The organism is Microcystis aeruginosa NIES-843 (genome assembly GCF_000010625.1).
GTDB lineage: Bacteria > Cyanobacteriota > Cyanobacteriia > Cyanobacteriales > Microcystaceae > Microcystis > Microcystis aeruginosa.
On sequence record NC_010296.1, the window covers coordinates 2,228,357 to 2,241,437 of the forward strand.

General features: G+C 40.4%; 13 protein-coding genes and 1 pseudogene. 5 read left to right on the top strand and 9 right to left on the bottom strand.

The features are described from left to right. Positions 1-64 precede the first annotated feature (64 nt). On the top strand, positions 65-913 hold the full coding sequence (locus tag MAE_RS29305; RefSeq protein ID WP_012264307.1) for an IS630-like element ISMae21 family transposase: 849 nt from the start codon (positions 65-67) through the stop codon (positions 911-913). A 94-nt stretch (positions 914-1,007) separates the two neighbouring features. Here MAE_RS29305 and MAE_RS10770 read toward each other — a convergent pair whose 3' ends face one another. The 6 genes and pseudogenes from MAE_RS10770 to MAE_RS10795 all read right to left on the bottom strand — a co-directional run bounded on the left by MAE_RS10770 (position 1,008) and on the right by MAE_RS10795 (position 7,335). Continuing rightward, a complete protein-coding gene (locus MAE_RS10770; RefSeq protein WP_041804033.1) occupies positions 1,008-1,367 on the bottom strand; it encodes a type II toxin-antitoxin system PemK/MazF family toxin in 360 nt (119 codons plus the stop codon). Further along, a complete protein-coding gene (locus MAE_RS10775) occupies positions 1,348-1,557 on the bottom strand; it encodes a DUF2281 domain-containing protein (RefSeq protein WP_002789196.1) in 210 nt (69 codons plus the stop codon). The genes MAE_RS10770 and MAE_RS10775 overlap by 20 nt, the downstream gene beginning before the upstream one ends. 304 nt (positions 1,558-1,861) lie before the next feature. Then, positions 1,862-4,543: a CHAT domain-containing protein gene (locus MAE_RS10780; RefSeq protein WP_012265596.1), complete on the bottom strand. Its 2,682-nt coding sequence runs from the start codon at positions 4,541-4,543 to the stop codon at positions 1,862-1,864. A gap of 532 nt (positions 4,544-5,075) precedes the next feature. Then, positions 5,076-5,381 (bottom strand): hypothetical protein, encoded by a 306-nt coding sequence (locus MAE_RS10785; RefSeq protein WP_012265597.1) that lies wholly within the window; start codon positions 5,379-5,381, stop codon positions 5,076-5,078. Between the two features lie 54 nt (positions 5,382-5,435). Beyond that, a pseudogene (locus tag MAE_RS10790) lies at positions 5,436-6,650 on the bottom strand (ISL3 family transposase). Between the two features lie 487 nt (positions 6,651-7,137). Next, positions 7,138-7,335 (bottom strand): hypothetical protein, encoded by a 198-nt coding sequence (locus MAE_RS10795; protein ID WP_012265600.1) that lies wholly within the window; start codon positions 7,333-7,335, stop codon positions 7,138-7,140. 160 nt (positions 7,336-7,495) lie between these two features. Between MAE_RS10795 and MAE_RS10800 the strand changes: the two genes are divergently transcribed. Beyond that, complete coding sequence (locus MAE_RS10800) at positions 7,496-7,813, top strand: DUF433 domain-containing protein (RefSeq protein WP_012265601.1); 318 nt, start codon at positions 7,496-7,498, stop codon at positions 7,811-7,813. 14 nt (positions 7,814-7,827) lie between these two features. Beyond that, entirely contained in the window at positions 7,828-8,157 is a 330-nt protein-coding gene (locus tag MAE_RS10805) for a DUF5615 family PIN-like protein (RefSeq protein WP_231859763.1), read from the top strand. Positions 8,158-8,252: 95 nt separating this feature from the next. On the opposite strand, the gene MAE_RS10810 is transcribed toward MAE_RS10805, so the two are convergent. Next, entirely contained in the window at positions 8,253-8,684 is a 432-nt protein-coding gene (locus MAE_RS10810) for an HNH endonuclease (RefSeq protein WP_012265603.1), read from the bottom strand. Next, positions 8,685-9,071 (bottom strand): hypothetical protein, encoded by a 387-nt coding sequence (locus tag MAE_RS10815; RefSeq protein ID WP_012265604.1) that lies wholly within the window; start codon positions 9,069-9,071, stop codon positions 8,685-8,687. 604 nt (positions 9,072-9,675) lie between these two features. Between MAE_RS10815 and MAE_RS10820 the strand changes: the two genes are divergently transcribed. Together MAE_RS10820 and MAE_RS10825 are read left to right on the top strand one after the other, a co-directional pair. Beyond that, a complete protein-coding gene (locus MAE_RS10820; RefSeq protein WP_012264152.1) occupies positions 9,676-11,160 on the top strand; it encodes an IS1380-like element ISMae9 family transposase in 1,485 nt (494 codons plus the stop codon). A gap of 228 nt (positions 11,161-11,388) precedes the next feature. Further along, a complete protein-coding gene (locus tag MAE_RS10825; protein WP_012265605.1) occupies positions 11,389-11,703 on the top strand; it encodes a hypothetical protein in 315 nt (104 codons plus the stop codon). Between the two features lie 7 nt (positions 11,704-11,710). On the opposite strand, the gene MAE_RS10830 is transcribed toward MAE_RS10825, so the two are convergent. Then, positions 11,711-12,979, bottom strand: a complete 1,269-nt coding sequence (locus MAE_RS10830; RefSeq protein ID WP_012265606.1) for an IS701-like element ISMae34 family transposase — start codon at positions 12,977-12,979, stop codon at positions 11,711-11,713. Between the last annotated feature and the right edge of the window lie 102 nt (positions 12,980-13,081).

Genomic DNA, 13,081 nt, shown 5'->3' on the forward strand with positions numbered 1-13,081 from the left:
AATAAGTGTGAGACGAGGGAAAAATAAGGTAAAATCAAGAGAAACGAGCAACCCATACAGAAAAATGTCTTATAGCCTAGACTTGAGAAAAAAAGTAATCGATTATGTAGAGAATGGGGGAAGCATAACCAAAGCCGCCGCTCTATTTAATATAGGAAGAGCGACGATATATAGATGGCTAGGTAGGGAAAAACTGGAAGCAACAAAGGTAAAACACCGTCAGAGAAAGCTGGACTGGAAAGCACTGTCAAAAGATGTCCAAGAAAATCCCGAGGCAAGATTAAGAGACAGAGCCGAGAAATTTGGAGTGAGACCAAGTGCCATTTGCTATGCCTTAAAAAACATGAAAGTTACCAGAAAAAAGAAGGAACTTCGTTATAGAGAAAGAAACCGAGAAGAAAGAATGAAATACTACAGAGTGCTGAGAGAATTGATTAAAATATATGGAAGTGAAAGCCTTGTATTTATTGATGAGTCAGGGTTTGAAGAATTTCAAGCCTGTTTTTATGCTTGGTCAAAAAAAGGGAAGAAAGTCTTTGGAGATAGACAAGGAAAACGAGGAAAAAGAGAGAACCTTGTCGCTGGTAGAAGAAAGGGAAAAAAAGACTTTATTGCACCGATGGTATTTACGAGAAGCCTGAATGCCGAAGGTTTTGAAGGGTGGTTATCTTTATATTTGTTGCCCTCTCTAACCATAACATCAGTATTAATTATGGATAATGCACCAATTCATCGGAAGACAGTCATTAAACAACTGGTAGAGGAAGCAGGTCATCAGGTCGTGTTTTTGCCAAAATACTCTCCTGATTTAAATGATATCGAACATGATTTTAGTGCATTAAAGAGGGCAAGAATGTATGCTCCTGTGGGGACACCCCTTGATGAAATTATTCGTACTTATTGTGTCGCCTAGTGTCTCGTTCTTATTTGAAATAACTATAAGTTTTTAGGTCTTGTTCTAGAGATGAATTAGACATAGGCTTAGAATACTTAGAATAGTGATTTTCTTAAAGTAAACCTAGAATTGTTCTTAACGCTGTTTCTAATTCTTCGAGATAAGGATTGTCTAAATGTCCCATAACTCGAATAATTCTTGACTTATCTATGACTCTAATTTGCTCGCACAGTGCTACTGAATCTTGACTTAAACCTGCTATACCTTCTGGAATAAAAACATGAGAATCAAGTAGTTTGCGCCGGATTTTAGTGGTTAATGGCACAATAATAGTATGAGGACTTACGCCATTAGCTCGATCAATTTGTATGATGATTACAGGTCTAATTCCTGACTGTTCTGTGCCAATGACGGGGTTGAGGTCGCACAAAACCACATCACCACGAATAACGCTACCATTTGATTTCGCCACGAGCTAATTTTTCCTCATAATCTTCTAGATTTGACAAATAATCTGAAAAATCAGATTCTGCGATTTCTACGAAATCAGAAAACTGCTGATTGTACTTTAAGGTAAGGAAATCAATAAAGTCATTCACTTCTTCAACTAATGACTCTGGAAGTTGACGAATTTTGGCAATTGTAATATCTTGGACTGTCATGATTGAGAATTGTTCTTGAGAGTGGGGTACTAAAGCGCAACTACAAACTGATCATAGCATTTTTGAGCAGGATTTAACTGATAAGTAGCTGGTTATAATTAAATTAAAAATGGATTTTAGGTTTGATCCCCCCTGCCCCCCTTGATAAGGGGGGTGCCGATAGGCGGGGGGATCTACCCTTGATAAGGGGGGTGCCGATAGGCGGGGGGATCTACCCTTGATAAGGGGGGTGCCGATAGGCGGGGGGATCTACCCTTGATAAGGGGGGTATATGATAATTTTTAACGCCTACTTACTTAACTGATTATAATCCATTGCCAATGAGAATAAAAGGCGCCCAGTAACGGGGATGGCTGAGGCGGTTTGCTACGTCCGATGGCACTCCTTCAATAGGTTCTATTCTAATACTACCACGCCGCTGCTCATTGGTTGGGTTATTACTGGTAATCAAGGCAATTTGTGCCTGTTGTAATGCCGCTGCTTTACTCAATTTACCCGTCCTCAAAGCAGCATAAAAAGCATTCATCAAAGCTTGTGTACCGCCATCGTCAACACTCCATAAAGAGGCAATAACTGCCCTTGCGCCTGCGGTTTGTAGTCGATATCCTAACCCTAAAATTTCGATTCCTGTGCCGTAATTACCCCCTAAACCTGTCTCGCAAGCACTCAAAACAATTAAATCAATATTTTTAAACCGCCAGTTTTTCATTGTTTGTAGAGTCACAACTGTCCCATCTCCAAAAAGAACAAAAGACTGTTCTGGGGTTCCCACCACAAAGGCTGCATGGGTGGCAAAATGGACGACAGTATAGCTATCCAGTAGGGGAATAATTGTTTGATTGAAGTCTTTATCGAAGTATTTAGTAGTAGGAGAAACGGTCTGTGCTAATTTATCTACCTCTATACCCGCAAAAGGCAACCCATTAAATCTGAAGTCTTGTCCTTCATGTCGAAACTGATAGCTGCCCTTGACAAAAGCCGCCGCTAAAATTTGCATTTTCGGTTCGGGTTTGGTATTAAAATCAGTCAGAGATGCTGCCGTAATATTATTAATGCGGTAGCGTTCAATTAACCACTGTTTGCCGTCGTATAAAGCCGACAGAGGAATGTAGCGCAGTTGTCCGTCAGGAGCATAAATAATCGTTTTTGCATCGGCAGTTTTTAGGTTATTTTCTAGGGGTTTAATCAGCCATTCATAAAGCTGTTGGGCTGGCTTTTTGGCATCCAGATTAGGATATTGTAAGGCTTCCCGGAAAGCGCGAATAGTTTCGTTTAGTTCTTTTTTGCTGACTTTTACGGTGTGGCGGACGGGAGTAGAATCAGCAGTGGTGAGGATGATTTCTAAGCGGTCATCAAAGATAATTGGGTAGATAAGGACGGCATTTTGTTGGAGTTTTTTGAGATTATCAGATAAGCCAATTAAATTGTCTAAATTATTCAGGAGATCGGCGGAACGGGTTTGGGGTTTGAGTTGGTTAATTAAGGCTAAAACTTCTGGACTTTCGATAAATTTATTAAACTCAGCGACAATTTGTTCCTGTTGTTTCCAGAGTTGGAGGAGGCGTTGTTCTTCTGAGGGAGTTAGTTTGCCGTTGAGTTTTTGTCGTTCTTGCAGTCGGCTGATTTCTTGGCCAATTTCTACTGCTTTATTAAGAATTGCCTCAATTCCCTCGTCTATTTTTTGTTCTGGCGGTAGTTTAGGAACTCCCTGTTCTGTATTTGTATTACCGCGCACTCCCCGCAAATAATCGTCTAATTCCTGTACTTTTAACAAATCTAACACCCGTTGCGCTTCCAGAATGCGGTCTTGTTGCAGCAGCAAGTCAGCTAAACGGCGGTAGGTATCAGCAACAGTTTCGGTGTAGGTTTGTTGCAATTCTTTGGGGAGTCCTTTAATATCGCCCCTGAGAGTTTCATAGACGTTAACCGATTGTTTGTAGAAGATAATCCCTAGTTGGGGTTGGTTTTGTTGTTGCAATAAGTAACCAATATTGTCTAAGGTTACTGCTTCCCCTGCGCGATCTCCCACCGCCCGCGATAAGGGTAAAGCCTGTTGGTAATAGTCTAATGCCTTTTGTTTCTCCCCTAAAGCAGAATAGACAGGACCAATATTATTGAGAGTAGTGGCTTCCCCTGCGCGATCGCCCACCGCCCGGGATAAGGGTAATGCCTGTTGGTAATAGTCTAATGCCTTTTGTTTCTCCCCTAAATCTGAATAGACACCACCAATATTATTGAGAGTAGTGGCTTCCCCTGCGCGATCGCCCACCGCTCGCAATAAGGGTAATGCCTGTTGGTAATAGTCTAATGCCTTTTGTTTCTCCCCTAAATCTGAATAGACACCACCAATATTATTGAGAGTAGTGGCTTCCCCTGCGCGATCGCCCACCGCCCGCGATAAGGGTAATGCCTGTTGGTAATAGTCTAATGCCTTTTGTTTCTCCCCTAAATCATCATAGACACCACCAATATTATTGAGAGTAGTGGCTTCCCCTGCGCGATCTCCCACCGCCCGCCTTAAGGGTAAAGCCTGTTGGTAATAGTCTAAAGCCTTTTGTTTCTCCCCTAAAGCATCATAGACAGCACCAATATTATTGAGAGTAGTGGCTTCCCCCTTGCGGTCTTTTAGGGATTGATAGATAGGTAAGGCTTGGTTAAAGTATTCCAGGGCTTTGGGTTTGAATCCTAAACGACTATAAACTCTACCCAATTGCAAGTTTATCAAAGCTTCCTGTGCTTTATCTCCCAGATTACGCCACAGAGGTAAAGCTTGTTCCCATTTAATTATTGCCTGTTGATAGGATTCGGCTGTCCCTTGTTGGAATAGTTGCATCCCCTCGTTAAATAGCCTTTCCGCTTCAGCTTTTTTCGTCTCATTGGTTTGCGCTTGGACAGGTGGCACTATTCCGGGTTGAGAAATGGGCAAGATAGACACGCCGGAGGCGAGTAGCAGCAGTAGGGTAGCGAGGTTGAGGGATTTGAGCATGGTTTAAGAAAGGATATTTAGTTTATTGGCTCTTCTCGGCTTTGTGTGATAATTTTTGCTTATGGAATCGTGAAATGCTTACTGGACAAGACTTTTAAGACTATTTTGCGGATATTCTATCAGTATATACCTCGTTTCCACACAGAAACCAGAAGAGCCGTTTATTCTACTTTCTGGTTATAGATCTGGGACTTTTGTTAAAACTCCCTCATATTTTTCTTTGTTATCTCTATTTAAACAGCAATAATACTAAATCTGGTTATTAAAAACTGATTATTTATTCCCCTTTGCCTTTTGCCTCTTGCCTTTTGCCTCTCCTCATAACTAGCCTGTACTCAACGGATTTAGTATAAGTACCTAAGCAAAATTAATTACACATATCTAACCCCCCCCTTGCCTTTTGCCTTTTGCCTTTTGCCTTTCTTCACTAGGAAATTTATTTTGCACGACTACTTAGGATTGAGGGTGATAGAGAAAAATTCGGGGTAAGGGCGAAGCATTCGGATAATAAATCTACGGTTTCAGCGATAGGTTATTGCCCGAATGCTTCGCCCCTACTGTTTTCTGTTTCTACATCTGGGACTTTCGTTAAAACTCCCTCATATTTTTCTTTGTTATCTCCATTCAAACTAGGCAAGTTTTCAACAACATTCTTCCCCTCTTTATCAACTGTTACAGCTAGTTTTAATCCCAAAGCCTTCAGCCAAAGCCCTAAATTATAAATTCCTATTCCTGCTGGCATTGTTAATAATTTATCGAGAAATTGCTCATAAATTTTAATTTGTTCTGCGGTTAAATGAGAATCCCCAAGAGCTTCCAGAACATTCCTCAAAGCCATTTTCAGTAATTCGGGGTCGAATTCAAACGGCTCTTCGTTACCCTTTATGCTAAATCAACATACAAGATGCCAAGATAACATACTTCTAACCCAAAAATTCCGAAAGTTTCTCAAGCCATAGCCTCTCCGTTTTATTAGTTTAAGTTTATTGTTGATTCCCTCGACCACCCCATTCGTTGTCCTTCGCTCGAAATAACTAATGATTTCTCCAAACCAGTTTCGGATTGTTTGACAACTCTTGGTAAAAACACTGGAGGATTTTGCCAACCATTCCGAGATGGATAGCAGTCCCTCTGTCGGATTCTTTGAGGTTTCATAAATCTTTCTGAATTCTTCCTTTAATTTCTGCATCTTTTTCAAATTTGGGAATTTTTCTTTGATAGCTTCTAGTTTAATTTTTTGGGGTTCCGTTAAATCTTCTTCATTTTTTAACAGGCTATATTTACTTCGCTTTAAAACTTCTAGCTTCGCTTCTTTTTCCGCTTTCTGTTTTTTATTTTTCTGCGCTTCTACGGCTCTTTTTTCCGCTCTTCTCTGTTCGTCTAACTCTTGATTAATTTGTTTCATTACATGGAATCTATCGGCGACTACCTCGGCCGATGGCATCAATTCTTTCACCAAATTTTTATAGGGCAACCAAAGGTCTATGCTCACTTCTTCAATTTGCTCTAACACCTCTTTTCCCCACCCAGTAAGCGTTTCCCTCAACTCTTCTTGTGTTCGCTTCTCTAGAATAGCTATTAGTTTTCCCGTATCTAAATTTACTAAAACCGCACAGTAATTTTTTTGTCCTTTGACTAGAGCGATTTCATCAATTCCTAGCCTTTTTAATTTCGATAAATCTGGCTCTGTAATTTCTTCGGCGATGTCCTCTACCATTCTTTGAATCTCTTCTTCCGTTACGTTATTTCTTCGGCTAACATTTAAAATATCTCCTTCTTTTAATTGTTCGAGTATATTCTCGGCTAGTCTTTTCGTATAGGTTCGTTTCTTGGCGACAAAATCTAACTCTTCGCTAAAGGGTCTCTGACAATTACCGCACTTAAATTGACGACGATTAACCTGTAGGTACACTGGTTGTCCTGAGATTGGTAAATCTTTGACTAAATGTCGATGATTTTGGTGGAGTTTATCGCTCTCTAACCCACAACGAGGACAGGTTGCTTTTTTATTTTTCGATTCGACTGGTCAAACTATACCGATATTTTCTAGGTGTCGATAGCCTTGAATACAGGTTCCTTCTAGGTTCAAAAATTTGTCAAGTATCATAAGTAAAATAATCTCGTTTTTGGCTATTATATCAAATCTTAACTCGATTGTCTATCTTTTGGTATTAACCTGTTTGTGCCTTAAGTCCTTCCCTGTATGGATTTCAGCTACTTTTGAGCGTAGGCGCTCTCATCGAATTTTATTTTAAGTTAATTATTTGCATAACAATTCCCGAAGAGCCATTCAAACTCGTCTTCTTCTAAGTGAGTTTCGAGATAAAGAGCCGCATAGTTTGGATCTTTAAGATTGTCAGGGAGCATCTCACCTTTGCAATGAGCATAAATACTTAGTGGAAAAATAGGCTTTTCGAGGGTAATTCTTGTTTTAATTCTCCATGTACGCAGTCTTTAAAAGCCTCTATTTCGTTCCAAGACACGATTAAGAGTGGCTTTTAGGCTAAGTATAATTACTTATCACGTAAGTGAGATGCTCCCAAGATTGTCCAGCAAAAAAGGGTGGTAGCTAATACTTTTAGACATAATTTTAACTAGGATTCGGCTGTACCTTGTTGGAATAGTTGCATCCCCTCGTTAAATAGCCTTTCCGCTTCAGCTTTTTTCGTCTCATTGATTTGCGCTTGGACAGGTGGCACTATTCCGGGTTGAGAAATGGGCAAGATAGACACGCCGGAGGCGAGTAGCAGCAGTAGGGTAGCGAGGTTGAGGGATTTGGGGATGCGGGACATGGAAGCCTTCTGGAGAGTAAGGACACAGCAGCACTATGGCCTTATGATAGTGTATTTTTAATGGTAGTAGGGCGCAGATTTCAGTATTTTGGCGCAAAAATCCGTTACCGTAGGAGCAGACAACGTCCACTCAAAGGTACTAAACCTTAACTTAGAAACTATGTCTCTTACTGCTACTGAATATAAGTACATCCAAATCGATGAATACAACGTCCCTTTTATTGCGGGAACAACCATGAAAGTTGTGGAATTAATAACACCTATGAAAGCTTACGGATGGTCTCCCGAAAATTTCCACGAACAACATCCCTATTTAACTATGGGTCAAATTTATTCCGCCTTAGCTTATTATTGGGATCATAAAGAGGAATTGGATGGGGATTTGGAACGGCGCTATCAATTGGCGGAACAACTACGCCGAGAAGCAGGGGAATCTCCTATTGCTAAAAAACTAGCGGCAATGGGATTGTTGCCATGACGCTCGCTTTCTACATGGACGAACATATTCATAAATCGATTACCATTGGATTGCGCCAGCGGGGTATAGACGTTATAACTGTACAAGAAGACAATTATACAGGAAAAGCCGATCCCATTATTTTAGAACGGGCGACTGAACTTCAACGAGTTATCTTCACTCAAGATGAGGATTTCTTAGTGCTTGCAAACCGCTTTCAAGCTCAAGGAATCTATTTTACTGGCGTTATTTTTGCTCATCAGCAAGATGTTACTGTAGGAAATTGTATCCGCGACTTAGAATTGATTGCTCAAGTTTGTGAACCTCAAGACTGCATGAATTGTGTCCAATATCTCCCCCTCTAAAATTGGCGCTCACCCTTGTGCTTTATCTTGTTTAGAGAAAGAAGCCATAGTCTTATGAAGTCAGAATTTAGGAAGGGAAAGCCTGCCATTTTTTCTCAATCATTGGGAGGATGCCAGCCTGCTTGTACCCAATAGCTACGAACTACCAAAGCATCTGGATCGTCACTGAGATGAAGTACACTAACAGTTGCTCTACCAATCGGTGTAAGTCCTACAATTACTATACCATCTTCAGCCCATCGGAAATGTTCCGACCAAATTTGAGTAGATGGATTAAATAGTAGGACTGTTTCGCCTGTTTCTGGGTCAATACCTGTCGTTTTGTCGCTTTTGTAGCGATTGTACAGGGGACAAGCTAACCATAAGTTAGACTCATTATTACTACCTTTTTTAGCAAGGGGAATGATGTGTTCGATCTCCAAACGAGCCATCACTAAATGCTGAGGACTCAAGCAATAACCGCAACGGTTACGCGCAGTAACTCGAACCCGACGTTCAACTTCGATAGGGATGTAGGGACGTGCCATCTATTCCCTTAGAGGAGGGCGCAAACCTCGTTCAACTGCTACTTTTAAAGCACGAGCTTTATAAATTAAACCGCGCCGGTAAACCTGCATCAGTGTATCTAGTTGGTTGACTCCAGCTTGATTAAGTTCTCCTTCTTGATTCTGGGCTAAAAGACTACTGAATAACTCTTGCTGTTCAGCTTCCATTTGCAGGTCACAGAGGGCTAAAATTTGGTTATCTGGCAAAGATTCGATGGAGAGTTCGCTGATAGCGTAGTCAATCCATTCGACTAAGATTTCTTCTAATCGTCGATGAGTAAGTGCTGCAATTTGTTTAGCTTGTTCGGCTAAGGCTTCAGGCAGTTCTAGGGTGACAGTTTCAGTCATTTTTTCTTTATTATGCCGCATAAGAGAGCTTTCAATTCAGAACCCCCAAACTTGGGATGCAGGGGATCTTCCCCATATAGTCTTAGAGAAATCGCCTAAACCGAGGCTCTCCTATTTTACAATAAAACCGTTAAATCTGACTAACTGCTATAGTTAAAACATGGCGGCTCTATGGTTCCGGTTATCGCATTTACTTTGGACAAATCGGGACAACGATTATCTTACTCCTGTGTGGAGGAGATAAAAAAACGCAAGCTAAAGACATTGAAATAGCCCAAAAATATTGGCAAGATTATAGGAGGCGAGAAAATGCCAGTCAGTGATAGTTATCATGATTCCCTGATCGAATCCCTTAAACCCGCATTTCTCACAAAAAGTACGATCACCAACCCCCGAAGCCTTACAAAATCTGGGTTTTGACTGGGTGATCGCCTTGTAGCAAAAACGACAGTGTGTTGTTAGGATTCAACTTAAGCTCATCATCAATTAGACCTTGAAAAAAGAACAAATTTAAAATGCGTATTTTTAGGTTAATTAGTTGATAAAGTCTCAATTTTAAGTAGAGAATGAAGTCAAAAGCTTGCTATAATTTAATCATTAAAACTATTTAAAGTATGTCAAGTTTATGACTCCTAGTTCAGACCAGTCTCGACTCAATCAATTAAATTTTGGAAACCTCAATGGAAGACAAGTAATCGCTAATTTTGAGGGAGGAAAAATCACCTCAGATGCAGGAATTATTTTGATGGCAGAGTTAGACCAAAAGCTAAAAATAACGGCTCGGTTTGCCGAATGTTTTCGAGATTATCGAAATTCATCCTATCTAGATTATTCAGTTCATGAACTACTCGCACAAAGAGTTTATGGGATAGTTTTGGGATATGAGGATGTCAATGATCATGATAAATTACGTCATGCTCCAGCTTTAGCAATAGCATTGAAAAAACTAAATTTTATTGACTCAGCCCAAGCAAATTTAGCGGGAAAAAGTACAATTAATCGACTAGAATATTGTCCGGAAACAGTCATCAATCAAGAGAACAGTCGTTACCATAAAATCGAGCCTAACCCCAAAGAAATTGAAAAAGCTTTTGTGGACATCTTTCTAGAATCCTACAAAAAGCCACCGAAACCAATTATTTTAGACATGGATGTCACCGATGACCAAGTGCATGGAAATCAAGAGGGAGCGTTTTTCAATACTTATTATAAAGGAGTGTGTTATGCTCCTTTGTATATTTTCTGTGAGCATCATTTATTAGTAGCTAAACTCCGGTCTTCTCATGTAGATACTGCTGGAGGAGCATTAGAAGAATTGCAGCGAATAATCGGTATAATTCGAGAAAAATGGTCAGATACGCAGATATTAGTACGAGGAGATAGTGCCTATTCCCGTGAAGATATCATGAAATTTTGCGAAAGTCAAGCAGGAGTTGATTATGTTTTAGCAATGGCAACGAATAGTCAATTAAAATTACGAGCGACCGATGTAATTGAGAAAGCTAAGGCAGATTACGAGCAAAGACTTCAGCCAGTTACTGAATTAATGGAGACGTTATTTTCTCCCGATGAAGAGTTAGGAGAATTGGCGAAATTGGTACCAGAATCGACTTGGTATCGTTCCCTATGTTATCAAACCCAAAAATCCTGGAGCCGTTCAAGAAGAGTGGTGACAAAAGTTTGTCCTGGTAGTGAGGGCGTAAAAATTCGCCACGTTGTGACTTCTTTACCTGCATCAAAGATTCCCCCATCTAAACTTTACACTGAAAAATATTGCCCCAGAGGTGAGAGGTCAAATCGAATTAAAGAGCAACAATTAGACTTATTTGCTGACCGGAATTCGACACAGACATTTGAGAGTAATCAATTAAGACTTTGGTTGTCATCAATGGCTTATGTTTTAATGCAAGCTTTTCGTCAAAATTGTTTGGCTAAAACTTCTTTTGCCAAAGCGACAGTGGGAACAATTCGCCTTAATTTCCTTAAATTAGGAGCTAGAATTACTGTTAGTGTCAGAAGAATTTTAATCGCAATTGCCAGTTCTTGTCCCTATCAAGATATTTTAGCGATAGCTTACTCTAGAATTCAAGCGATAGCGGGAACTGGATAAGTTGAAGAGTTTTCAAAGATCATTAAATAGTCTTAAAAATGGCTGCTTATAAATTCAGCTAACTTTGTCGTGAACATTTTCCCTAATTGACGGAATTTTTCCAGTAATTCAGGAATTTTTTGATTAGTTTAGTCAGATTATTCCTTGATAACTAAGCGGGTTTCTCTTATTTTTGAAAAACACCAACTTTTAACCTCCAAATTAGGTTCTTAATTCAGTTTGTGAGAAATGCGGGTTAAAGATACCCATTATGCAGCAGTTTATTTGGAAACTCATCTAGAGGGAGATGAATATGGATTTGAATCAGAATTACTCAGACTCTCCTTCAATCACGTCCTAGAAGCCCTTGGCTCCCAAAATCTAACACCAGAACAAATCAAAATTCAGGCGAAGCAATTGGAAGAATTAATGCAAAAACCTGCCCCTGAAGCCATGAATCAACTAACCTCTTGGCTCCAAGCTTTAGGATTGAGATTAACGATAACAGTCGCTCCAAAAATGCCAGAAATAAATCATCAAAATGACGCTGTTAGTGGGACTTAAACAAATTTCAAGCCCAAACAAAGCCTAAACTGGCTTTGTAAGCGGCAAACACATCCCGATTCTCGGTCAGCCACTCAAAGAAACGGAAAGACATCGCTGTCCGAAAAGCTTCCAAGGCTTCCACAAAAGTGTTTAAAGGTCGATTCGCCCACCGCCTTTGCAATCCCCCAGTTAACTGATGCCACAGGATAAATGTATAGGCACAAAACACCAAGATAAAATGACGAAGTAAGCTTCGTTTATCCCTGACTTGATATTCCCTTAACCCTAACCATCCTTTGGCTTCTCGGTAGAATACTTCCACCCAATTTCTTTCGGTGTAAGTCCTCACTATCCACGAAGCTGTTACTGTATCTGCCTCAACTACATTGGTGATGAAATAGTCAACCTCTGTTGCTTTTTCCATTGAACTTGCATTCATGACGATCGCCAAGTTCCTTTCTCCTTCTAGTTGAGATATTTTCGCTCTGAATACCGCTACCCAAACCGTTTTCTCTTTATCTAGATTTAGGGTGATTTTCTCCCAATCCTTTTCTGATAGGCTTTTTGCTAGTTGCTCAAGCTGGATTGTTTCTTCCACACCCCCTTCTTTTTCAATAATTACTTTTCGATTTTTTGCCAATCCTCCTAAGTATTTTAGCTTTCTTTCTTCCAGGGCTTTGAGAAAATTTGTGTTGTTGCCATAACCAGCATCTATTAAGACGATTTTCGGTCGATAGCCTCTGGTTAAGCTCCGGTCAATTAAATCTATCGCTATCTCCGGTTTCTTCTTAAATTCTTTGTCTTCTTTCCCCTCGGCTAAGGAACTAGCCGGTTGATAAATTTCAATGTCTAGGGGGACACTTTTTTTGCCGTCGTAGAGATGGGTAGTGACGGCGACTATTCCGTTGTCTGTCTTGCCAATTTCTCCTAGGTACTGCCTGCCAACTCCGGCGGTCAGATTGCCACTTTTTCGATGTCCTGAGTCATCGACAATCAGGGAAAATCCTCGGGGGATTTGCGTCTGGCGGCATTGGTTCATCACTTGCAACCGACATTCATTCACCTGACGGTCTGACCAGGGAGATTCGGTCAAAAAGTGATGTAATCGGTTATAAACTACTCCGACGGCATTATTGGCCATTTGAGTGAGGTTTTTCCGCTCACTTTCCCCTAATAATCCTCCTAAATATTGTCTGAAGCCGTTTTTTTGCGCTTCGTTTTTGAAGCAATTGTCAAACCGCCGACACCATCGGTCAAAGCATGGGGGCATCGCGGCTGGGGTTGTCTCTTTCATCGCTGATCTTTCAACGTAAAGTGCTTACTCTTTAACGATTATACTCGATTTGATCTTTATTTGGCGTTTAAGTCCCATTAGTTCAATCGAGATTACAGTATA

Bases quoted from the DNA above. Each gene is read 5' to 3' on its own strand.
- MAE_RS10780 (WP_012265596.1), bottom strand. From the start codon at position 4,543: ATGCTCAAATCCCTCAACCTCGCTACCCTACTGCTGCTACTCGCCTCC.
- MAE_RS10785 (WP_012265597.1), bottom strand. From the start codon at position 5,381: ATGGCTTTGAGGAATGTTCTGGAAGCTCTTGGGGATTCTCATTTAACC.
- MAE_RS10775 (WP_002789196.1), bottom strand. From the start codon at position 1,557: ATGACAGTCCAAGATATTACAATTGCCAAAATTCGTCAACTTCCAGAG.
- MAE_RS10820 (WP_012264152.1), top strand. From the start codon at position 9,676: ATGACTCCTAGTTCAGACCAGTCTCGACTCAATCAATTAAATTTTGGA.
- MAE_RS10830 (WP_012265606.1), bottom strand. From the start codon at position 12,979: ATGAAAGAGACAACCCCAGCCGCGATGCCCCCATGCTTTGACCGATGG.
- MAE_RS10800 (WP_012265601.1), top strand. From the start codon at position 7,496: ATGTCTCTTACTGCTACTGAATATAAGTACATCCAAATCGATGAATAC.
- MAE_RS10810 (WP_012265603.1), bottom strand. From the start codon at position 8,684: ATGGCACGTCCCTACATCCCTATCGAAGTTGAACGTCGGGTTCGAGTT.
- MAE_RS10805 (WP_231859763.1), top strand. From the start codon at position 7,828: ATGGACGAACATATTCATAAATCGATTACCATTGGATTGCGCCAGCGG.
- MAE_RS29305 (WP_012264307.1), top strand. From the start codon at position 65: ATGTCTTATAGCCTAGACTTGAGAAAAAAAGTAATCGATTATGTAGAG.
- MAE_RS10825 (WP_012265605.1), top strand. From the start codon at position 11,389: ATGCGGGTTAAAGATACCCATTATGCAGCAGTTTATTTGGAAACTCAT.
- MAE_RS10815 (WP_012265604.1), bottom strand. From the start codon at position 9,071: ATGCGGCATAATAAAGAAAAAATGACTGAAACTGTCACCCTAGAACTG.
- MAE_RS10795 (WP_012265600.1), bottom strand. From the start codon at position 7,335: ATGTCCCGCATCCCCAAATCCCTCAACCTCGCTACCCTACTGCTGCTA.